We start from the raw sequence: 23,234 nt of genomic DNA, 5'->3' as shown, positions 1-23,234 counted from the left end.
GTTTGATAAAAAAATATAATTAAAAATAGTCAGTTGAATTTCATTTGCGATGAGTAAAAAGTCCTATGTATATTGATACCTGCAATATTTTTTTGAGTCTGATCTGCTCGAAATGTAACCGTATAGCGATTTTGTGATTTACCATAATCATAAAGATAAGTGGCTATAACAAAATGTCCTTCTCCGACATAATACTGATTGCCAAATGAAATTCTCTCTTTTTTCAGTAAAGGATCATAGTAAGGAATATAACTGGATAACTCTAAAAGCGCTGTTTCATCATCCTGCATCTCTTGATAAGCTTTAGGTTCGAGTAATTTTTCTATGGTTCCAACATCTTTGTCTCGAATCGCAATATAGAGTGCCTCTGCATTTTGCTCCTCTTGCTCAGTCAATTCTCGCATTTTTTCATTCATTTTCTGCTCAAGCTTTGCGACGAGTTCTTGCTTTTTTTGATCACTAAAATTTTTCACTTGATCACAAGCACCCACTATAAAAGCACTACTTATCAAAGAAAGTTTGTATAATTTTTTCATTGTTTAATTGACTCAACGATCTTTTTTATTGATTTTTAAATAATAAAAAGGACGCCTAAGCGTCCTTCTATGCAGTATAGAATTATTCTTCTGAGGCACCTTCATCAGACTCAGTTTCACCCTCGTCCATGATAGTTTCCTCATCTACTAATTTTTCAGCATCAATCAACTGCTCTGAACTATCAGTATGATCTTCATCAACAAGTGCAGCTAATTCTTCTTCAACTGCTTCAACCGCAACCACACCGACCAAGACTTCTTCATTACCTAAGCGAATCAAACGAACACCTTGAGCATTACGACCCGTTCTTGCAACTTCCGAAGCTCGGGTACGAACTAAAGTACCACCGTCAGAAATCAGCATTAACTCTTTGGATGCATCAATTGCAACCGCGCCGACCAATTCACCATTACGTTCAGATGTTTTGATTGCAATCACACCCTTACCGCCACGTTTCTTGGTTGGGAAATCATCTACAGGTGTACGTTTACCATAACCATTTGCAGATGCACAAAGCACCTCTCCAGTTTCAGGCACAACAACCAATGAGACAATACGACTCACGATATTCAAATCTGAAGAATCTTCATCATCTGAATCTACATCGGTTTCTGAGTCTTCTTCAGCTTGAGCAGCAGCCAAGCTAACACGCATACCACGAACACCTTTCGCTGTACGTCCCATCACACGCGCGTCAGTTTCAGAGAAGCGGATTGCCTTACCTTCATTTGAGAACAACATGATTTGCTGTTCACCATCGGTAATTGCCACACCAATCAGCGTATCTTCTTCTTTTAACTCAATCGCACGTAAACCATTTGAACGTACATTACTGAATTGTTCTAATTCAACACGTTTAACAGTACCCGATGCTGTTGCCATAAATACATAGAAGTTTTTGCGAACACTTTCTACACGTTCTGCAAATTCTGCAATCAATTCATCATCAAGATCTGAAGCAGATAATTCCAATCCAATTTCTTTCAACTGCTTACGTAAAGCATCTGATAAATCATCTGGGTTTTCGCCTAATTCAGCAAATGCAGCTTTTAATGCTTCATAGTGCGAATCGATAATGGCATTTTCACGAAGTTTTGCGACATTTGTACGCACAAAACTTCTAAACTCAGTTAAACGTTCTGTGAATTTCTTCGGTGCATCAATCACAGGAAGAATCGCTGTAATTGTTTCATCCGCATCTAATGGCAACAAGTTCACCATTGGGCGTCCTTTTGCACCACGAGATGCTTGTGGTACTTCAAATACTTTTAAGCGATATACTTTACCCACATTGGTAAAGCACAACACTGTTGCATGGTTTGAAGTCACAATTAAGTGCTGAATATAATCGTCTTCTTTCATCGACGTAGCCGACTTACCACGTCCACCACGGCGTTGAGCAGCGTAGTCTGACAATGGCTGAGTTTTGGCATAACCCGACTTAGAAACGGTCAATACCACTTGCTCTTCAGGGATTAAATCTTCACGTGAGAAGTCAATACGAGATTCAACAATCTCGGTACGACGACCATCACCATATTGCTGAAGAATCAATGCTAACTCTTCTTTGATCACGCCCATCAACAAATTAAAATCATTTAAAATTGCGGTGAGTTCAGCAATTTGAGCCAATATTTCAGAATATTCTGCTTGTAACTTGTCTTGTTCAAGACCTGTTAAACGATGCAAACGTAATTCTAAAATTGCGCCGACTTGCGCTGGAGACAAACGGTAAACCATACCATCTAAACCAAATGGACGATTTGGATCTTCACCTTCGATCTCATCTGGGCGAACTGAAATTGCACCTGCTTTTTCGAGCAATGCAACAACATTGCCACCTGCCCATTCACCCGCAAGTAGACGTTCACGCGCTTCTGTTGGATTTGCCGAGGTTTTGATGGTCTCAATAATTTCATCAATATTGGCTAAAGCAACAGTCAAACCTTCCAAGATATGTCCACGTTCACGCGCTTTACGTAATTCGAACATGGTGCGGCGAGTCACAACTTCTTGACGATGACGAATAAATGCCGCAACAATATCTTTTAAATTCATTAATTTAGGCTGACCATTATCAAGACAGACCATATTAATGCTGAAAGAGTTTTCTAATTGGGTATTGAGGAATAAATTATTGACGATAACTTCAGCATTTTCTCCACGCTTTAAGTCAATCGCAATGCGCATCCCATCTTTATCAGATTCATCACGTAGCTCTGAAATACCTTCAAGTTTCTTTTCTTTAACCAATTCAGCAATTCGCTCAATGGTTTTTGCTTTATTGACTTGATATGGAATTTCTGTAAATACGATTGTCGTGCGACCTGATTTCTGGTCTTCTTCAAAATGATATTTACCACGAATGTGCAAACGACCTTTACCTGTACGGTAAGCATCTACAATTCCTGATTTACCATAAATAATCCCCCCTGTAGGGAAGTCTGGACCAGTCACATGTTCCATCAATCCTTCAACAGAGATATTCGGATTATTTGCATACGCTAAACAAGCATTGATCACTTCTGTCAGGTTATGCGGCGCCATATTGGTCGCCATACCCACAGCAATACCCGTTACACCATTGATCAATAAGTTGGGAATACGTGTTGGCATAACTTGAGGGATACGCTCAGATCCATCATAGTTATCTTCCCATTCGACTGTATCTTTCTCTAGGTCAGCCAGTATTTCGTGGGTCAATTTGCGCATACGAACTTCGGTATAACGCATCGCTGCGGCACTGTCACCATCGACAGAACCAAAGTTTCCCTGACCATCAACCAATTGATAACGTAAGCTAAAGTCTTGCGCCATACGAACAATGGTTTCATAAACAGCCGAGTCACCATGTGGGTGATATTTACCGATTACGTCACCAACAACACGTGCCGATTTTTTATAAGCTTTGTTATAATCATTGCCTAACTCGTGCATAGCGAATAGCACACGACGATGAACGGGCTTTAAGCCATCTCTCACGTCTGGTAATGCACGAGATACAATAACACTCATGGCATAATCGAGATATGAGCTTTTTAGTTCATCCTCAATGGCAATCGGTCTAGTTTCCGATACGCTCATGCATACTCCTTATTACAAACAGCACTCGTTACGGCTGTTCATTTATATCATCTAGCTAGTCAAAATTTAGCTCAAAAAAAGTTGAGCCAAAATGTAAAATTCAGTCATACAGTATAGCATAAATTCTATTGCTTTTGTGCCAATCCATCCCCACTATAATCATGATTTTTTGTAGTATTTTTAAGCAAATTTAAGTTTTTTTTGAGATTAAAAATGCCTGTAAAATTAGCAGTAGAACAACAAAACTCAAACTGATCAACACGTCGATATTTAAATCACTTATCCAACTTAGATTTGCTGTATTAAGATCAAATCAATAACAGCGAAAATCATCGTGTATGCATGTCTATTTCAAAGCATTTTCAAATAAATTGAGGTAAAATTTGACCTGATTTATAACATTTTTTTGTTAATCTGTAGTTCTAAATAATTTATAAAATACAAAAACAAAATGTGTAATGACCAATAAACTCATAAAAAATACAAAATGAAAAATCACATGATGTAAATAAGTCGGCTCATTTAAAACATATTGATCCATCCACATTTGCACATCAGCATCATCGGCACGATAAATAAATGCTAAATGATAGAGAACAAATCCAATTAAGATCAACAGAAACCCATATGCCAGTAAACCTTGCATCCACATCGAATGTTGCATCTTAAAAAATAATGGCAGACCGATTACTAAAGCAAAAAGGCAGACGATGAAAATGTAAATTCTACCAAACATTGGATGTTCAGTATTTTTGATTGAACTCATATTAAACGATTACTTAAAAGGATCATCGTCTAAGTATTGGCAGTCTTTGAGCAAATCATCTTCTATACCAATACTATAACACGTCCACCCTACAATTTTTTTATGTCGAATTTCAGGTACAGCATAGATCTTTTTTTCTGGTTCCAGTCGAAATAACCCAACGATTGAGCCATTTTGACCCACCGCAAAATATTGATAAGTATAATCACTAAAACCAGTTTCAGTATAGGGTTCTAATTGCTTCAACTGCGTAGGAAGTTTCCCTGTTTTCTGATAATACTTTTCGATATCTTTCTGAAATTCTTCTACTGCGCTATAGCGAGAAAATAACTGATTTTTAATACTATCTATTTCATCATCCGCATTTATATCTTCAGCGGCGGCTGTTGCAACATCTGTCGCCTCAGCATCTTGATCTGTAGCAGAATGATCTACATTTGTAATACCAATCACTGACATTACAGCTGGAATAACGACACTCGCAACGATGCCCAACACGGCTGGACCAAACATAAAAACCGCTAAAAGTATCCATACAATTTTTAAATTTTTCTTTTTCTTCGGATTTTGTGTATCTCCCCAAGTGTCTTTGGCTTTATCCTGCCAAGAATCTAAAAAAATCCGTGCCTTATCCTCAATAGAAACATTTTTATCCATTAAGCTTTCTGTTAATGTTTTTGACTCTGGTGGAGTGCCCTGTTTTGGTGGTGTTGATGCTTTTTTATTTTCTCGGCGTACGGACGATTCAACATTGCTGCTCCCTGTAAATATATTATTCTGTTTAATATGTTTTAGGCGAGCACCACAAATGCCGCATTTGACAGCTTCATTAATATTTTCAGCATTACATTTAGGACACTTCATATTTTTTCTATTTTAAAGTTAAATTATTGAGTCTGCGGTAAAGTTTTCTGTGCAGGTTGAGATTCAGATTTTTTTCGTTGTTCCGCGGTCTGATGAATACCTTCACGGATCACAGATACTGTTAAAATTTGAAAAGGTAAAGTCACTACATCCAACGCACCTGCCAATACCATATTAAAAGTATTGTCTAGCGCTTGTACAGCATCAAATGATTTCTTTTGCTTAAAGAAGCTAATTTGTACAGGAATTTTCTGTAATGTCCCAGTATAAGGCTGAAAATTTAACTGTGTTTGCGCTCCAATTTTATAAAATTTAAAATCAGATTTGAAAGTTTTACTCCAATTAGGCTGTATTGTGGTTTTGCTAAAACCGTTCTGCTGTAGCGTTTGACGTTCTTTTTCAGATAACGTCTGATCAGCTTTTTCATAACGTAATATAATATTTAACCCTTGCTGTTGTTGAGTTGCAATATTTACATTCACTTGCAAAGGCTGATTTTGATTAATGATTATTTTTTGTATGTTTAAACCAGATTGTAAGCTCTCAAGATTCAATTGTTTCTTCGGTATTTCAAGAATATAGTGCTGTCCAATAAAATAGTATTGCTGTTGTCGCTGTGCCAAACCAACCAATACATCATCCGACTGAGAAACAACAATATTCTCAGTATTTACAGCAGATTTTTTTAACATTTGGTGTGTGATTGAAAAGCAACCTGTGAGCATCATAGGCAAGATCAATACTATGACTTTTTGTGCCGTGATTTTTTGTGTAATGTTTTTTTGATTAGAGATTTTCAAAGTATTTCCTATTCAATTTATAATATGTTGACTCCACCTTTAGAGTTTTATTTTTTAAAATTAAGTTTAATTAATTTTAAATGTTAAAAAAATCACAAAAGTGAACATTAAATCCAATAATATCACAATATTTTATTTAATTTTATCAGGTTATAAAGTAAAACTAAACAAATGACGTATTTGTTTTAAATTAAAAAAACGATAAACCAGTTAAGGTTTGAGTTTACTTGTTTAAACGTATTCTTGCTCAGCAAACAAAGCAGTGCCTTGTTTTTTTATGATATCAGCCCACTCTCTATGGCAACTTCTATGTCGCATCACGATGCATAGGCGATTTATAATTCAAAAATGCAATGCAAATTAAACCATCCAAAGCTTCTAAAAATTCGTATAAAAGATCTACAGTTCATTTGAAGTAAACAATTAATATCAAATCACTTATATGAATAATAAGACGGTTTAAGCATAGCAATTGAGAATGCTTTTTGCGCACAGTTCACTAAGGCAATGATCTATTGATCTTAAATTATAGTTCTTTAAAATATGAATAAATAACGCTATTGAAGCCTAAAATTCAAAATAAACGTTCAATACAAACGCTTAAAATACCCATGTTAATGATCTGATTTATATTGTGTTAACTTCAATCATTCAAAAACTAAAAAAGCGCTCAGGTAATCCTAAGCGCTTTTTTGACACTGAATTCTAGAATTAAAGTTTAGAAACTAACTCTGGAACGACAGTATTCAAATCACCCACTAACCAGTAATCAGCTACTGCATTTATTGGTGCTTCTTCATCTTTGTTGATCGCTACGATCACTTTAGAATCTTTCATACCTGCCAAGTGCTGAATCGCACCTGAAATACCAACAGCAACATAAAGGTCTGGTGCAACAATCTTACCTGTTTGACCAACTTGCATGTCGTTTGGAACGAAACCAGCATCAACGGCAGCACGTGAAGCACCTTGAGCAGCACCAAGCTTGTCAGCAAGTGGATCAAGTACTTTATGGTAGTTCTCACCAGAACCAACACCACGACCACCAGAAACAACAATACGAGCTGCTGTTAATTCTGGGCGTTCTGATTTCACGATTTCTTCAGAAATAAACTTAGAAATGCCAGCATCACCTGTAGAAGCAACTGATTCAACCGCAGCAGAACCGCCTTCAGCAGCAACTGGGTCAAATGCAGTACCACGTACAGTTGCAACAACAATTGCTTCATCAGATTGAACTGTTGCAATCGCGTTACCTGCATAGATTGGACGTTTGAAAGTTTTTGGACCTTCAACAGCAATGATATCAGTAATCATGCTTACGTCTAAAAGTGCAGCAGCACGTGGAAGAATGTTTTTACCAGTTGTTGTAGAAGCAGCAAGGATATGGGTATAGCCTTTACCTAATTCAGCAACAAGTTTCGCAACATTCTCAGCCAACTGATTTGCATAAGCAGCATCATCAGCAAGTAAAACTTTGCTTACGCCAGCAACTTTTGCAGCAGCATCTGCAACTGCTTGAGCACCAGAACCTGCAACCAATACAGTGACATCACCACCGATTTTTTGAGCTGCAGCAACAACGTTTAAAGTTGCACCGTTAAGTGTCTTATTGTCGTGCTCAGCGATAACTAAAATACTCATGATTTTATCCTTCTGTATTAGATCACTTTCGCTTCATTTTTAAGTTTTTCAACAAGCTCGTCTACAGACTTCACTTGCACACCAGCTTTACGCTCTGCAGGCGGTTCAACTTTAACTGTTTTAAGTTTAGAAGCTGCCGTAACGCCATAATCTGCAGGAGATTTCGTATCAAGCGGTTTTTTACGTGCTTTCATGATGTTTGGAAGTGCCGCATAACGTGGCTCGTTCAAACGTAAGTCAGTGGTAATGATCGCAGGCGTGTTAAGCTCTACAGTTTGTAAACCACCGTCTACTTCACGAGTAACTTGAACTTTGTCGCCATTTACAGTTACAACAGAAGCAAATGTACCTTGACCTGCATTTAATAATGCACCAAGCATTTGACCTACTTGATTCGAGTCATCATCAATCGCTTGTTTACCTAAAAGGATCAGTTGTGGTTGTTCTTGTTCAACTACACCTTTAAGAATTTTAGCAACTTCTAAAGCACCAATTTCATCTGTAGTTTCAACCAAGATACCGCGGTCTGCACCCAAAGCCATTGCAGAACGAATTTGTTCTTGCGCTTCTTTAGGACCAACAGAAACAACAACGATTTCTGAAACTGTTCCTTTTTCTTTTAAGCGAACCGCTTCTTCCACTGCGATTTCACAAAATGGGTTAATTGACATTTTAACGTTAGTAAGGTCTACCCCACTATTGTCCGGTTTAACGCGAACTTTAACGTTGGCATCAACCACACGTTTTACAGCAACAAGAGCCTTCATGTAATCCTCGGCTGTTTTAGCAAAAGTAAATGTTAAGAAGAGTTATAATAACGCTTCATTTAAAATTATTTAGGTGTCCTATCTTGCAATGTGATTGGCATTTCGGTCAAGTCACAATTCACAAAACAGCGCTAAAAAGTCTTAAAAAAGCCTGAACGTACAGTTCACATTTTTTCTAAAAGGTTTAACTAAGACGTATAAGAATACTATTTCGACAATATTTATATATTGATAAATAACATTATTTGTATAAATTCTGTATAAATAATCAAAATGATTAAGATAAATTATCAATCAATCAACGGGATGCCAACATAAAAAAATTTACAAATGTAGGCTTTGTCATTTCAGACAGATTCAGCAATTTTTCTCACTATGTTTATTCATTAAATTTGTGATTATTTAGGCATTAAACTTGTAACAAAATACAAAAAAAGATAAAACGGGCATGATTTTGAATCCCGTCTTATCTTTATGGTTTTATGAATTTACGATTAGCCAAGCTGCCGCAAGGGTCAATAATGTTCCAGAACCCCCATCAATCCATTTTTGATTACGCTCATTGATCTGTTGTTTTTGCGTCACTTTGGCAACAACCAAACTCAAACTGCAATACACCACAAAGATCAAAGCAATAAAAATAAAGGACAATGCAAAACCTTGGGTAACAGTATTTCCTGACTTATCAATAAACTGCGGCAAAATTGCAAAATATATCAGCATTCCTTTAGGGTTCAATAACGCTGTAAAAAAACCTTTATGAATAGGATTCGATACCGCTTTTTGCTCAATCTGTATTTGTTTAGTGTTAAATACAGACTTAATTAGATGAAAAGCTAGATATAACAAGTAAGCAATTCCCAAATAGCGAATGGTTTCGAACAAAACTGGAAATGACACAATGATTGCCGCAATACCGAGCGCAACCAATATCGAGTGAACCAAATACCCCGAACAAACCCCAAGGGTCGCCATCATGCCTGATTTCGCATCTTTACCTATCACTTGTGACAGGATAAATAACATATCAGGTCCTGGTGTGAAAATTAACGGCAGTACCGTTAAGGCAAAAAGCACAAATACAGACATCTCAATTTTCCTTTCTGTCTGAATGAGAGAAGAAAATAGTATCTGTGAAAATGCTTAAAATAGGATTTCAAATATTCTATAATTCTAATTATTTTTCGAATTAAATTCTATTTTATGAAAATTTCATCTAAGACTATTCTAATAAAGTTAGATCGTATTGATAAAAATATCATTCGAACCTTACAAGCCAATGGTCGAATCCAGAATAACGATTTAGCCCGTGAAATTGGCTTATCACCTTCCTCTTGTCTTAGACGCGTTCGTCTCTTGGAAGATGCTAAAGTCATTCAGAATTACACTACTGTGGTAGATCCACAAAAAATTGGGTTTCAATTGATTTTATTTTCACGAATTTGGCTGTTGGGACAAGATGCTGAAACCATTGATACATTCATTGAAGCCATGAAAGAGCTTCCTCAAGTCATGGAGTGCTATATCATTTTGGGAGAGTGTGATGCGATGTTAAAAGTAGTCGTTCCCGATCTGGAAAGTTACCGTAAATTTCAATCGACCCATTTAACCAAGAAAAATGGTATCACCAGTGTCAAAACGGATGTACCCAGTCAGATCATCAAACAAAGTTTTCAGCTTCCCTTAGAAGACCTGTAATCAGTAAAGTTGGTATGAATGATCTAAGCACCGATTAGGCAATTATAATCATTGAAGGCAATACAATGAAAAAATTTAGTTCTCCGATACAGTTAGAAACACCGAGATTAATTTTAAGACAATGGCAAGCGAGCGATTTAGATGCTTTTGCACATTTAAATGCAGATCCAGAAGTGATGTTGTATTTTCCATCTACACTGAGTAAACAACAAAGCGATCTTTTAGCAGAAAAATTTCAACATCTTATCGCAAGTTATGGCTGGGGTATGTGGGCTGTCGAGTTAAAAGAAAATCAAAAATTTATTGGTTTTGTTGGATTAGCTGACCAACCAGAAAAGTTCAGTTTTTCACCCTGTGTTGAAATTGGCTGGCGTCTTGATCGACCTTATTGGAATAAAGGTTATGCAACAGAAGCTGCTAAAGCTTGCTTAACATTTGCATTTGAGCGATTGGCTTTAAAACAGATCGTCGCATTTACAGCTGTATCCAATCGACCTTCTGAAAAAGTGATGCAGCGATTGGGAATGCAGTATGTTTGCGCTTTTCAACATCCAGCTTTAGATGCGCAACATGCGTTAGCAGAACATGTACTTTATCGTATAGCCAACCCAAACTTTTAAAAAGTAAACATGCTAAGATTCAAACATCAGCAAATAATAAACAAGTAAGGATGCCCATCAACGATGATTTATGAATTATGTACGGATCGACTCTTGCTTCGACAATGGCAACCTTCTGATTTAGAAGCTTTTGCAAAAATAACCTCCAATCCTGAAGTGATGCAGTTTTTCCCAAAAATATTAAATCGCCAGCAAAGTGATGAATTAGCCAATCAAATCAAATACCTTATTGAGATCAAAGGTTGGGGGCTTTGGGCTGTTGAACTATTAGAAACTCAAGAATTCATCGGCTGCATCGGGCTACATCCACAACCTTCAAAGTTTGATTTTTCACCGTGTATCGAAATTGGATGGCGACTTGATCCTAAATTTTGGAATCAAGGTTATGCAACTGAAGGTGCTCATGCCTGTTTACGATTTGCTTTTGAAGAATTGGGTTTTGAAGAAATTGTTGCTTTTACTGCAAAACATAATTTTTCTTCACAAAAAGTCATGGAAAAAATCGGAATGCGTTTTTCACATGACTTCTTGCATCCTGATTTTGATGATCATCACCCACTACGAGAGGAAAAGTTATATCGAATTAAAAAACAGGATTTTCAAGACTAAGAGATCTTACTTGGCAATGCTCTCTAAAAAATCACGATGGATATGACTTAAATCAATCAAATCTTGCTTTTCAAGCTCCAACACCTGCCAAATTTCAATAAAATCTTCTTTTAAATCAATATGGCTTGAAACAGTATGAGCCGCTTGCCATTGCTGATCTGATATCCATAGATAGGTTTGATTGGTTTGGGTATTGATTGCTTGGACTTTTCCTTCAGCATTAATTCCCAAGACCTTCCCCGCTTCAGGTAATGTCGCCTCAATTTTGGGTAAGCTAAATTCTACAAAATGTTTAATTTGACGTAAGCCATAGCCCTTAAAAATCTCTTTTTGAGCTTCAGTCAGTTGCTTATATTTTTGTTCAAGTTCGGGGATCATTGAAAGACCTAAATTTTTTGCAAAATTGAATCAATAAAAATGTATTTGATAAATACGAAACTTAGATATACATGAGAGCATTTTTAAAAACAATTATCTATTCGACTTTTTTCTGTGCTAAATGTGTCTAATCTGTGTGCATGTTCTCAAAGATGAGAAGTTTTTAACAACTTAGATGGACTTCCGTCATCAATCAAATGTACTCACGAACATGCAGCTACTCTTCTTTTCCTCAACAATCTAATTATTAGAATAAAGAATAATATACAAGTTAGGATTAGATATATATTGCCATGAAATAAGTGATGTCTATAGCCATCAAAAATAAATTTATATAATCGTTCTTGTTGAGTATAACCAATAAAGGCTTTGCCAAAAAAATAACTTAAAATGAAAGAATATAGTCCCGTAAAAACAAAAAACGCTAAGATTTTATTGAATTTATCTTTAATCAAAGTAATAGAGTTAAGGCTCAAGGATGCAATCAGTACACTAAAAATTATCGAATAAAGGGCGACCCAATAGTTATATTCATCCATTTCAACACCTAGCTTTTTTGATAAATGGTTTATTTATAAATCTTTTTTGAGTACAATAATTTGATAAGCTTTCGTAATAAATTTTCCTATATTTATCAATCAATTATTTAATTTTACCCAATTTTTCTCACTGACTTTATAAACTCATTAGATATACTAAAATATTTTTAGCTTAGACAAGACTTTACAAAGCTACAACTTAGAGATGTTATTTTTCTTTAAAAACAACCTTATTAGTAGAATAATAAATATTAAAAAAGTAATTAATAAATATATACTCCCTTGAAAAATATGAGCGTTATACCCTTTATAAATAAATGTAGGTAAAAATTCTTGCTGTGTATACCCTATGGATGATCTTTCGAAAAAATAACTTAAAATTAAAGAATATAGCCCCGTAAAAACAAAAAATGCTAAGATTTTATTGAATTTATCTTTAATCCAAGTAATAGAGTTAAGGCTCAAGGATGCAATCAGTACACTAAAAATTATCGAATAAAGGGTGACCCAATAATTATATTGTTCCATTTCATACACTCTTTATTTTTATTCTAATCAATATTCTGACCAACAAAGTGATCGTTGATAAGACAGAAATTAATGGTAAAAAAACTCCAAAGAAAAGGTTAGATGAGTACCCTTTATATATAAATTTAGATAAAAAATCGTTTTCCATATAACCTATTGATGCATAACTAAAAAAAAAGCTTAAAACACTAGAATAAATTCCAGTAAAAACAAAGAACGCTAAGATTTTATTGAATTTATCTTTAATCAAAGTAATAGAGTTAAGGCTCAAGGATGCAATCAGTACACTAAAAATTATCGAGTAAAGACTAACCCAATAGTTATATTCATCCATTTAACCACCTAATGCCTTTTTGATAAAAGAAGAAGAAATTCGACCTTCTGCTCGGGTTCTAGCAATAACATTTCCATTGTTATAAATTACTCGCTCTTCATGACGATAGTCCTGTTGACTAATTACCTTTGTCCCACCTCTATTCGGTGTTGCAAAATCAGCATGCCCGATGACGACACTTCTTTTTTTACCTGCCTGATATAAAGCTTTAGACATTAAGGCACATAAGGTATCTCTTTCACCATCAAATGCAGAGTGGCATCCATGTATTTCTATTTTGGATTCTATTGTAAATTTTTTAAAATTAATATTTGAAATGACATATAAATTATTTAGATTACTTTCTCCAAAAAGCGTCCATCGATAATACTTAGTCATATAATTTCTGTATATATTTGAAGCTAAGTTTTTATTTTTAACATCACTTTCAGTAATTGATTCTATTACTGAAGCACCCAACACCGTATAAAGACCTTCTTCAGACCCATGTGAAAAAATATCTAAAGATTGTACCGAATTTTCTGCTTCCTTATTTATCGCATTGATCAATTGTTTTATTCCCTGCGACATAAAATAAGATTTGATAGGTAGGTCATTCCTATAATCTTTGATGACGTTTTTTGAAGCATGCAAAAATGCACTATTGTCACTCGCAGACTTCGCCCCACCATAAATGATTAATCGCACAGGAAGCTTTATTTTGATTTGCTCTACTTTGGCATTTTGTTTTGTTTGACCTCGATAAATATCTACCATGAGTCATTCTCAAAAGTTTCGATACTAATTTGATTAGACTGATCACGGCTGTTTAATTTTTCAGTCATTCCGTCATTGTCAGTAATACCCTCTACAATATGACCATCGTCATAAGTAATTTTATATTTAACATTTTTATACACTGTACCATCCAACTGATTTATAAGTTGATATTGTGCAGAATATCCATTTTTTTGTTGACTCAATTTGAGCTGAGAAGATGTATGATCTTTCCCTGCATCACGTCCAGCTAAATCTGAAATTTTGATATATTTTGAACCACAACTTGAACGATCGCCATGAACAATCGGGTTTTTACCTTGAATCAATATAAATCCACGTTCAGTTCCAATCGCTTTAGATAATATTTTACATTTTGGACAATAATGAGTCATTCCTTCTAGATGTACCGCCCTTCCCTCAACCAACCAAGAATCTTCGCCTTCTATAATTTTACCCCCATGATCAGTTGAGCAACCTCTTGTTATAAACGCCTGCATATAATTTTTCCTATTTAGTTTTAAGTATAATTTAATACCCGTAAAAGTTAATGAGTATTATTTACATCAACTATATACTTAAATACTCGATATTCTTATTTTCTATCAAGCTAAATATTTACAAAATGTTTAGTTATTCTTACCAATAAACCAACTTTCACATGAATTAAAAACTATTCAACGTTGTTTTACTCATTTTTATTTTATTTTTGCAGCTGATGCTCTTGGGTGTGCTTGATCATAGACTTGTGCCAAACGATCGAAATCGACATGCGTATAAATTTGAGTCGTGGTTAAATTACTATGCCCTAACATTTCTTGAACCGCTCTTAAATCACCACTATTAGACAACATATGACTGGCAAAACAATGTCTAAGTAAGTGAGGGTGTAAATCAACATTTACTCCTGCTCGTAAGGCTTGATATTTCACACGATTTTCAATTTGTCGAGGTGTAATACTATTGCCACGTTGCGTAATAAAAACAAAAGCATCTGGACTAAATTCGCCTTGCCAAATTCGATAAACTTTCAACCATTCAACTAGACTCTCACGTGCCTTAGAGCCAAAGGGAACGATTCGAGTTTTATTGCCTTTCCCTGTAATTCGTAATAAATGCCGAGTGAAATCAATATCACGAATCGTTAAACGCTGAATTTCTGCAAGCCGTAAACCACTGGAATAGAGCAACTCAAGTATCGCTTTATCTCTCATCCATAATTGCTTTTCTACTGGTTTTTCGGGTTCTGCTTGATCCATGATTTGATTGATCGTTTCTATATCAATCATCCCAGGTAATGGTCGAGGTTGACGTTTCAATTGAAAATCATCAGCAGCATTGATTTCCAAGTAACCGCCTTGTTTTGCCCATTTCATGAATTGACGAATCGAAGTCAAATGGCGCTGTAGACTACTGGTGGAAAGCTGATCATTTTCAACACGATAAGCCACATATTCACGTAAGTCTGATGCTTCTACTTGTTTTAATTCAAGCTGTTTGTCATAGCAGAAATCAATAAAATTCGATACATCTCGAAAGTAAGCATCCAATGTATGCTCAGACTGATTTTGAATTTTGCGATCTTTCATCCACATTGAGAGCAATTGCATTGCACCGTATTGCATAAGCTCTCCTTATTTAAAGTAATTTTTACTGATGAAAAACATAACTAAAATTAGTCTTTTAACAAAGTATTGACTAGACCATCAACCACATCAGCCATTTTATTTAAATTAAGCTTTTCAACCGTATCCTCTGGAGTATGGTAATGCTTATTTCTAAAAAATGCCGTGTCGGTAATCATAATAGCAGGAATATCGAAACGCCAATAATTCAAATGATCAGAAAAATCCACACCTTTGACAAATGATGGTGCAATGAGTCTTTGGCAATCCAAACGCTTTAGATTTTTCATAGACGAACAATATCTTTCACCTATTGCGCGTGAGCTAAAATTACTCACAGCCCCAATAAAATTTGCATGTTTGGGATAAAATGCAGCCAATCCTGATGGGTAATCTTGCACATTTTTATGATCGAAATACCCGATCATTTCCAAAATATAGACCGCTTGAATTTGATCTTTCTGTTTTAATATTGACTGGGCGTGGATAAAACTGCCCATGTGTTCTGTACGGAAGTAAGGCGGCTCTTCCAAGGTATAAAACACAAAATCAATATTTTGCTTTAACTGGCGTCGATTTGTTGCCAAAATTCGAGCCGTCTCTATCAGTCCAACAACGCCAGAGGCGTTATCATCTGCACCTTTGAAATTACCATAAACATCATAATGCGCCCCAAGAATCACTTTTTTGGCATGTCCCATTTGCAAATGACAGACCACATTACGATAGTTTTTTCCATCAACCGCATAAGTTTGATATTCACATGGGATGGAAAACTGTTCGACTTGTTGTTTAATAAAGGCAGCAACGCGATCCAGCTCTTGTATATTTTGATAATTTCTAAAAGCTTGAGGATGAATCACTTGTTTTAGGTAGCTATTAAGCCGATCAGGTTCAGCTTGCTGAATATTGAGGGGCTGAGCTGCCATAGCCCATATTGGGAGTGTAAAGCTCAGTACAAGCATCAGGATCATTTGTTTTAAAATTCTAGTCATTAGACAATGCATCAACATAGATAAGCTCAATAAAAGTTATGCAATAAACATCATTAAAAAAACAGCAATAGGAAAAACAGTTTTTGTTGTATGCCTGAGGATAACCAATATCACGTTATAATGGCGTAATTCCAGCGTTTGAAATTGTTAATATGAAAATCCGTATTCTGACTATTGGTCAAAAAATGCCTGCATGGGTACTGACTGGTTTTGAAGATTATTTCAAAAGAATTCAGCCTTTTGTACAGACTCAAATTATTGAATTACCCATGGCTAAACGTGGCAAAAATGATTCAGAAGCAGATATTTTAAAATACCGTCAAATCGAAGGTGACAGTATTCTTGGTCAACTCAAACAAGGGGAAACATTAATTGCGCTTGAGGTAGGTGGTCGTGAATTCAGTACAGAAAAACTGGCTGAAACCATGAAAAGTTGGATGTTCGAAGGTAATGATGTCGTGCTTGCAATTGGTGGACCCGATGGTCATTCAGAAGCAGTTCGCAAAGCAGCGGCGTGGCACTGGTCGCTTTCTAAACTAACACTTCCTCATCCATTGGTGCGTGTCATGTTAATCGAACAACTGTATCGTGCGATGAGTATAAATCATAACCACCCTTATCATCGTGCAGGTTAATTTTAGGAATATCGATTTACACGCCTAAATATCTCGTCATCGTTAATTTCAGCTTTAAAGAATATGTTGTATTCATGCAACAGGATATTGAAGTAGAACACTGACGCCCAATTATTCATTGAGTTAGAATGGACTTTTGATTTATTCAACGATCATTTAGGCGCAAAGATATGAACTTACAAACACTTCCCGGTTTATTTATCTCACATGGTTCGCCCATGCTTGCACTAGATCCTGAACAAGTTGGTCCTGCTTTACATCGACTTGGGCTAAATCTTCCCGTACCACAAGCGATCGTTGTGATGTCAGCACATTGGGAAAGTGATGCACTGGAAGTAAATACAGGTGTACGACCTGAAACATGGCATGATTTTAGAGGTTTTCCTCAAGCACTCTATGAGATGCGTTACCCTGCACCGGGAAATCCTGAACTCGCCGAAGAAATTTTACATTTATTGGCTGAAGCTCAACTCCCTGCGCATGCAAATAGTACACGTCCACGTGATCATGGCGTTTGGATGCCTCTGTTACACATGTATCCTGATGCAGACATTCCAGTGATTGAAATTTCCTTACCGATGACCATGAATGCTGATCAGATCTATGCAATTGGTCAGACGCTTCGCCCATTACGTGCAAAACAAATTTTACTGATAGGCTCAGGTAGCATTACACACAATCTAAGAGAGTTATCTTGGCAAGATCAAAATAACCGTGTTCCTCAGTGGGCTTCAAGCTTTAGAAATTATGTCGTAAGTAAATTAAATCATAGTGATTATGATGCAGTATTGCAGTGGGACGCTTTACCCTATATCGAAAAAAACCACCCTACGCTCGAACATTTTGCACCACTCTTTTTTGCAATGGGAACTGGACATCGCTTTAGTATTGTACATAGCAGTTTTTCGATGGGTGCTTTAGGTATGGATATTTATCGCTTCGACTAAATTGCTGAATTGGCTCAAATTCATTACAATTGATAACAATTTGTTAAGTATTGTTTAATTTTTAGTTATATGGATACATTTTGAAACCGAACTAATAAACTGTCTCCATATCTTTTTATGGACAATGCTTTATCCTGTGCCTAGTTTTCAATAACGTGAATAGAATATGAAATTCAAATATTTAGCTTTAGCTGTACTTCCTTTAGCGCTTGCTGCTTGTCAATCGGGTGATATTCAAAAATTAGGTGATACCGCTGTGAAAGTATTACAACAACAAGGTACTGCTCAACAAACTTTAAATGCTTATCAGTGGTCATACCAACCAGCTGAAACTAAACAACCGATTGTGCTTAACTTTGCTGATCAACGCTTAAGTGTCGCTACAGGTTGTAACCGTTTAATGACAAGTGCAAAAGTTGAAAATGGCTTGCTTGTTACAGGCAATATTGCATCTACAAACATGATGTGTTCACCTGAATTAATGAAGCAAGAAAGCTTTGCTGCTTCATTGTTCCAAGCAGGCAAGACTGCTTTTGTACTTGACACAGCCAATACTGAAAGCCCAACTTTAACTTTAGTGAATGCGACAGGCGGTAAAGTTGTGTTTACAGGTAAAATGACACCTGAAACGAAATATCAAAGCCAAGGCGAAACTATTTTCTTAGAAATTAGCCCAGAAACTAAAGAATGTTCTGCTGGCGTGATGAAAATGCAATGCCTTCAAGTACGTGAAATCAAATATGCTGACAACGGCGTAAAAACTCAAGTAGACAAAGATTGGACATATTTCTATGACCAAATCGAAGGCTTTACACATAATCCAGGTGAACGCCAAGTTGTACGTTTAAAACGTTATGAAATTAAAAATCCTGCTGCTGATCAGTCTAAATATGCTTATGTGCAAGACATGATTATTGAGCGTGAAACTGTAAAATAATTTAATGAAAAGCTGAAGTTAAACTTCAGCTTTTCTTTTTGAGTTAAACCTATTGATATAACACCTAACTTAATTTACTTATTTAAAAGATTAAATTGTTTGATTCCTTATTTAAAAATCTAAAATTATTCAGCAGGCTTTTAATTGATTCACCAACATACTCAATAACAACTGATTCAAGTTATCGCTGATCTACCTTTGTAATCAATACTTTTACTTAACATCAATACATGGTAAATACGATGAACTATAAATTAAGCCCTGTTCTACTCTTGCCTTTGTTGATGATTGCATGCACAAAACAACCTCAAACTGAGTCCAAAGCCCCTGTTGAAACTCAAGTTACACAACAGCATGCAACTGAAAAACAGCCAACGACAATGATTTTTTTAGAAGTTAGTCCAGAGACCAAACCGTGTGAAGGCGTAGCACCACAAACATGCCTTTTAGTTCGCGAATTAACTATCAATTCAACAGGAGAAAAAACATATCTTGAAAAACAACCGAGTTATTTCTATGACAGCATTGATGGTTTTACACACAATCCTAAATTAACCCAAATTATTAAAGTAAAACGTACCGAGATTTTGCATCCAGCAGCAGATCAATCTCAATACCAGTATGCGTTTGATTCAATTGTTGAAACGACAGCTCAACCTTAAAGAAAAATTGTATCTTGATCAAATAAAAACCGAGCTAATCACTTAACTCGGTTTAAGAAAAAATTTTGATCTAATTCGAAAAATCGCTTCTCTATATTAGAATACACCTTGCGCTAACATTGCATCAGCAACTTTTACGAAACCAGCAATATTTGCACCGTTTACATAGTTAACTGTACCGTCTTCTTGCGTACCATATTTCACACAATTACGATGAATTTCTTTCATAATGGCATGCAAGCGCTCATCAACCTCTTCAAAAGTCCAACCCAAACGAATTGAGTTTTGAGACATTTCAAGTCCAGAAGTTGCTACACCACCTGCGTTCGATGCTTTACCTGGCGCATAAAGAATTTTAGCTTCAACAAATTTTTCAACAGCTTCAAGTGTAGAAGGCATATTTGCACCTTCAGCAACACAGATTACACCGTTTTCAAGCAATACTGTGGCATCATCTTCATTCAATTCATTTTGTGTTGCGCATGGCAAAGCAATATCACATGGAATTGACCAAGGACGTTGACCTTCTAAGTATTCAAAGCCATGTTTCGAAGCAAATTCAGAAATACGTCCACGTTTTACATTTTTAAGCTCCATCACTTCTGCAAGGAGTTCGTTGGTAAAACCATTTTTTACATAGACTGTACCATTCGAGTCAGAAAGAGAAACTACTTTTGCACCCAAGTACATTGCTTTTTCTGCTGCAAATTGAGCTACATTTCCTGAACCTGAAATAGCGACAGTTTTGCCTTTAAAGCTATCACCACGAGTTTTAAGCATTTCTTCAGCAAAATAAACTGTACCAAAACCTGTTGCTTCTGGACGAGCCAATGAACCACCAAAAGACAAGCCTTTACCTGTAAATACACATGAAGTGTCATTGCTGAGTTTTTTCATCATCCCAGCCATATAACCCACTTCACGTCCACCCACACCAATATCACCCGCTGGAATATCGGTGTTTGAACCTAAATGGCGATAAAGTTCGATCATCAATGCTTGACAGAAACGCATGATTTCGCCTTCTGACTTACCTTTAGGATCAAAGTCAGAACCGCCTTTACCACCACCCATAGGTAATGTGGTTAAAGCATTTTTAAAAGTTTGCTCAAAACCCAAGAATTTTAAAATTGATAGGTTTACCGATGGATGAAAACGCATACCGCCTTTAAATGGACCAATTGCAGAATTGTATTGGACACGGAAAGCGCGGTTAACTTGTGTTTGACCTTTGTCGTCTACCCAAGAAACACGAAATTGAATAGCACGTTCAGGCTCTACAAGACGCTCAAGCAAACCTTGTTCAGCATACTCTGGGTTCTTTTCAATAAATGGCCATAAACTGGTCATCACTTCTTCCACAGCTTGCAAAAACTCTGGTTGATTTGGATCACGTGCTTTTACGTAATTTAAAAAGTCATTCAGGCTACTATATTTCAACGTTCATTCCTCAGCAGAAAATGATACAAAAAAGGTCAAACTTTTCAATAAAATGATAAATTTTGGCGCAAAGTATTTAATCGCTTTTGTGGACAATCCACAACCTTTTTTCAAATGTTTTTTCAAATAATATTTAAATTCAATATGATAATTTCTAATCAAGCTATAAAAAATAGTCTAATTATTGGCATTTTATTCCATAAAATACCCCTTAATTTTGATCTAAATTAGCGCATTTTTAGCGCTAATTTAGAGCAAAGATTTTCAGCATAAAACATGCTAAAATCCGCATCATCGCTACGCTTTTACCCAGCTCTTGTTTATTTTTGCTTAAAGTCTTTAGTCACATGAATTCATCTCTCTCCATCATTCAGCAAATAGATGCAATTTTGCCTCAGACACAATGTGGACTCTGCGGTCACCGTGATGGATGTTTACCCTATGCCAAAGCCATTGTGGAAGGTGAAGATGCCAATAAATGTGTTCCAGGGGGACAACCTGTTGCTGACGCTTTGGCAGAATTGCTTCATCGAAATAAACTGATTGCAGAACCGAGTGTATGGCCAATTCAAAGCGATGGTCGCCCGCAACGGATGAAGGCAGTGATTCGTGAAGATGAATGTATCGGATGTACAAAATGTATAAGTGCTTGCCCTGTAGATGCCATTATTGGTTCAGGAAAATTAATGCACACCATACTGACGGATCTTTGCACAGGCTGTGAGTTGTGCATTGCGCCCTGCCCTGTAGACTGCATCGACTTAGTTGAAGATATTCAACCCATCCCAAATAATGAGCAACGCCTACTCGAACAAAATGATTTACGCAGTCGCTACTATGCGCATATTCAACGTGAAGAAAAACAGCGTATTCATCGTAAAGGTCCTGTAGTTCGTGCAGAGATTGATACAGAGTTATTTGCACAGATTACTCAAAATAGTCAGTCTTTACCGACGATTGAAATCGTAGAAGCACCTCAAAAGAAACCCATCGTTACAGATGCGAAAACCACCATTGAACTGGCTAAACTACGTACACAAATTAAAAAATTAGAAAAACAGCTCAGCGTACGAGCCGATCAAAATAAGCAAGATCAACTTGACCAATTATTACGACAATTATCTGTTTTACAAGGAGAAAGTGAATGACTGTAAAAAATATGACAAAAAAACAGATTCAAATTTTCTTTGAAAGACTTCGTGAACAACGTCCAAATCCAAAAACTGAACTGAATTATTCCACACCATTTGAACTTTTGGTTGCTGTAACACTATCAGCTCAAGCAACAGATGTCAGTGTCAACAAAGCCACCGATAAATTATTTCCTGTTGCCAATACTCCTGAACAAATTTATGCATTGGGTGTGGAAGGCTTAAAGGAATATATTAAAACCATTGGTTTATATAATTCCAAAGCAGAAAATGTCATTAAAGCATGTAAAATTTTGATTGAGAAACATAACAGCCAAGTTCCTGATAATCGTGCTGATTTAGAAGCATTGCCCGGGGTGGGGCGTAAAACAGCAAATGTTGTCTTGAATACAGCCTTTGGTCAAGCCACCATGGCTGTTGACACACATATTTTTCGTGTAGGTAATCGCACAGGGCTTGCTGTCGGTAAAAATGTGCTTGAGGTTGAGCATCGTCTGATCAAAGTGATTCCAAAAGAATTTATCATCGACTCTCATCATTGGCTCATTTTACATGGACGTTACTGCTGCATCGCGCGCAAGCCAAAATGTCATGAATGTGTGGTATCAGACGTTTGCAATTGGCCTGATAAATTTGAGTTTGGAGCGACAAAAGAAATCAAATCGGCTTAATTCAACCAGCCGCACCGTTGATAGCATTGAAGATTTGATTAATCATTGCTTTATTATCACCTAAGTTCGATAAAAAATCCTTGATGAAATATGATACTCGGAAACGTCATCCGCAACTGTTCGAGGCAGGACTACTTTTATAAGGTATTGTTTCTGCGACTGATTAAATATCTTGCTGGTGGATGACGAGTTTTGCGGTGAGCCGCAGGCTGATCCAAAAAATGGATGAAAACTCAGCAAGACTCCG

General features: G+C 36.3%; 23 protein-coding genes. 9 read left to right on the top strand and 14 right to left on the bottom strand.

Features of this window, described 5'->3' with window-relative positions; translation table 11 throughout:
- Nucleotides 1–29: 29 nt before the first annotated feature.
- From AC1Z3T_RS00165 to AC1Z3T_RS00130, 8 genes are all read right to left on the bottom strand, one after another.
- Nucleotides 30–536 (bottom strand): hypothetical protein, encoded by a 507-nt coding sequence (locus tag AC1Z3T_RS00165; RefSeq protein WP_199979326.1) that lies wholly within the window; start codon nt 534–536, stop codon nt 30–32.
- 82 nt (nt 537–618) lie between these two features.
- Complete coding sequence (gene gyrA / locus AC1Z3T_RS00160; protein ID WP_100885680.1) at nt 619–3,621, bottom strand: DNA gyrase subunit A; 3,003 nt, start codon at nt 3,619–3,621, stop codon at nt 619–621.
- A gap of 409 nt (nt 3,622–4,030) precedes the next feature.
- Entirely contained in the window at nt 4,031–4,387 is a 357-nt protein-coding gene (locus tag AC1Z3T_RS00155; RefSeq protein ID WP_004829372.1) for a hypothetical protein, read from the bottom strand.
- A 9-nt stretch (nt 4,388–4,396) separates the two neighbouring features.
- Complete coding sequence (locus AC1Z3T_RS00150; RefSeq protein WP_100885681.1) at nt 4,397–5,251, bottom strand: zinc ribbon domain-containing protein; 855 nt, start codon at nt 5,249–5,251, stop codon at nt 4,397–4,399.
- A gap of 23 nt (nt 5,252–5,274) precedes the next feature.
- Complete coding sequence (locus AC1Z3T_RS00145; RefSeq protein WP_100885682.1) at nt 5,275–6,051, bottom strand: YidX family protein; 777 nt, start codon at nt 6,049–6,051, stop codon at nt 5,275–5,277.
- A 711-nt stretch (nt 6,052–6,762) separates the two neighbouring features.
- Nucleotides 6,763–7,695: an FAD-binding protein gene (locus tag AC1Z3T_RS00140; RefSeq protein ID WP_004829379.1), complete on the bottom strand. Its 933-nt coding sequence runs from the start codon at nt 7,693–7,695 to the stop codon at nt 6,763–6,765.
- A gap of 17 nt (nt 7,696–7,712) precedes the next feature.
- Nucleotides 7,713–8,462, bottom strand: coding sequence for an electron transfer flavoprotein subunit beta/FixA family protein (locus tag AC1Z3T_RS00135; protein ID WP_004829381.1), 750 nt, complete (start codon nt 8,460–8,462; stop codon nt 7,713–7,715).
- Nucleotides 8,463–8,942: 480 nt separating this feature from the next.
- The gene (locus AC1Z3T_RS00130) at nt 8,943–9,551 is read right to left on the bottom strand and encodes a LysE family translocator (protein WP_009584221.1); all 609 of its coding nucleotides are present in this window, start codon (nt 9,549–9,551) and stop codon (nt 8,943–8,945) included.
- A 114-nt stretch (nt 9,552–9,665) separates the two neighbouring features.
- Here AC1Z3T_RS00130 and AC1Z3T_RS00125 point away from each other — a divergent pair, with 114 nt between their 5' ends.
- The 3 genes from AC1Z3T_RS00125 (at nt 9,666) to AC1Z3T_RS00115 (ending at nt 11,389) form a co-directional block, all read left to right on the top strand.
- Nucleotides 9,666–10,160: an Lrp/AsnC family transcriptional regulator gene (locus tag AC1Z3T_RS00125; RefSeq protein ID WP_004829384.1), complete on the top strand. Its 495-nt coding sequence runs from the start codon at nt 9,666–9,668 to the stop codon at nt 10,158–10,160.
- A gap of 65 nt (nt 10,161–10,225) precedes the next feature.
- Nucleotides 10,226–10,780: a GNAT family N-acetyltransferase gene (locus AC1Z3T_RS00120; protein ID WP_100885683.1), complete on the top strand. Its 555-nt coding sequence runs from the start codon at nt 10,226–10,228 to the stop codon at nt 10,778–10,780.
- A gap of 63 nt (nt 10,781–10,843) precedes the next feature.
- Entirely contained in the window at nt 10,844–11,389 is a 546-nt protein-coding gene (locus AC1Z3T_RS00115) for a GNAT family N-acetyltransferase (protein WP_004829386.1), read from the top strand.
- A gap of 6 nt (nt 11,390–11,395) precedes the next feature.
- Here AC1Z3T_RS00115 and AC1Z3T_RS00110 read toward each other — a convergent pair whose 3' ends face one another.
- The 5 genes from AC1Z3T_RS00110 to AC1Z3T_RS00090 form a co-directional block, all read right to left on the bottom strand.
- Nucleotides 11,396–11,767 (bottom strand): hypothetical protein, encoded by a 372-nt coding sequence (locus tag AC1Z3T_RS00110; protein WP_004829387.1) that lies wholly within the window; start codon nt 11,765–11,767, stop codon nt 11,396–11,398.
- A gap of 1,401 nt (nt 11,768–13,168) precedes the next feature.
- On the bottom strand, nt 13,169–13,924 hold the full coding sequence (locus AC1Z3T_RS00105) for a hypothetical protein (RefSeq protein WP_100885685.1): 756 nt from the start codon (nt 13,922–13,924) through the stop codon (nt 13,169–13,171).
- On the bottom strand, nt 13,918–14,424 hold the full coding sequence (locus tag AC1Z3T_RS00100; RefSeq protein ID WP_171494675.1) for a PAAR domain-containing protein: 507 nt from the start codon (nt 14,422–14,424) through the stop codon (nt 13,918–13,920). Before AC1Z3T_RS00100 ends, AC1Z3T_RS00105 begins: the two co-directional genes overlap by 7 nt.
- A gap of 198 nt (nt 14,425–14,622) precedes the next feature.
- The gene (locus tag AC1Z3T_RS00095) at nt 14,623–15,519 is read right to left on the bottom strand and encodes a tyrosine recombinase XerC (protein ID WP_167387396.1); all 897 of its coding nucleotides are present in this window, start codon (nt 15,517–15,519) and stop codon (nt 14,623–14,625) included.
- 80 nt (nt 15,520–15,599) lie between these two features.
- Nucleotides 15,600–16,514 (bottom strand): M28 family peptidase, encoded by a 915-nt coding sequence (locus AC1Z3T_RS00090; protein WP_418134821.1) that lies wholly within the window; start codon nt 16,512–16,514, stop codon nt 15,600–15,602.
- Nucleotides 16,515–16,696: 182 nt separating this feature from the next.
- Here AC1Z3T_RS00090 and rlmH point away from each other — a divergent pair, with 182 nt between their 5' ends.
- The 4 genes from rlmH to AC1Z3T_RS00070 all read left to right on the top strand — a co-directional run bounded on the left by rlmH (nt 16,697) and on the right by AC1Z3T_RS00070 (nt 19,725).
- Nucleotides 16,697–17,179, top strand: coding sequence for a 23S rRNA (pseudouridine(1915)-N(3))-methyltransferase RlmH (gene rlmH / locus AC1Z3T_RS00085; protein ID WP_100885688.1), 483 nt, complete (start codon nt 16,697–16,699; stop codon nt 17,177–17,179).
- Nucleotides 17,180–17,349: 170 nt separating this feature from the next.
- Nucleotides 17,350–18,126: a dioxygenase family protein gene (locus AC1Z3T_RS00080; protein WP_100885689.1), complete on the top strand. Its 777-nt coding sequence runs from the start codon at nt 17,350–17,352 to the stop codon at nt 18,124–18,126.
- 166 nt (nt 18,127–18,292) lie between these two features.
- Nucleotides 18,293–19,063, top strand: coding sequence for an META and DUF4377 domain-containing protein (locus tag AC1Z3T_RS00075; protein ID WP_042087556.1), 771 nt, complete (start codon nt 18,293–18,295; stop codon nt 19,061–19,063).
- Between the two features lie 242 nt (nt 19,064–19,305).
- Nucleotides 19,306–19,725: a DUF4377 domain-containing protein gene (locus AC1Z3T_RS00070; protein WP_100885690.1), complete on the top strand. Its 420-nt coding sequence runs from the start codon at nt 19,306–19,308 to the stop codon at nt 19,723–19,725.
- Nucleotides 19,726–19,821: 96 nt separating this feature from the next.
- Here the strand turns inward: AC1Z3T_RS00070 and gdhA are convergent, their stop codons facing one another.
- A complete protein-coding gene (gene gdhA / locus AC1Z3T_RS00065) occupies nt 19,822–21,165 on the bottom strand; it encodes an NADP-specific glutamate dehydrogenase (RefSeq protein WP_042087559.1) in 1,344 nt (447 codons plus the stop codon).
- Nucleotides 21,166–21,512: 347 nt separating this feature from the next.
- On the opposite strand from gdhA, the gene AC1Z3T_RS00060 reads away from it, so the two are divergent.
- Nucleotides 21,513–22,313 carry an RnfABCDGE type electron transport complex subunit B gene (locus AC1Z3T_RS00060; RefSeq protein ID WP_042087562.1) on the top strand — a complete coding sequence of 267 codons (801 nt, stop codon included), beginning with the start codon at nt 21,513–21,515 and terminating at the stop codon, nt 22,311–22,313.
- A complete protein-coding gene (nth, locus tag AC1Z3T_RS00055) occupies nt 22,310–22,987 on the top strand; it encodes an endonuclease III (RefSeq protein ID WP_005032902.1) in 678 nt (225 codons plus the stop codon). The genes AC1Z3T_RS00060 and nth overlap by 4 nt, the downstream gene beginning before the upstream one ends.
- The last annotated feature ends 247 nt before the right edge of the window (nt 22,988–23,234 follow it).

Source organism: Acinetobacter sp. B-6, assembly GCF_056930735.1.
This window is presented reverse-complemented; position numbering and strand designations above follow the sequence as displayed.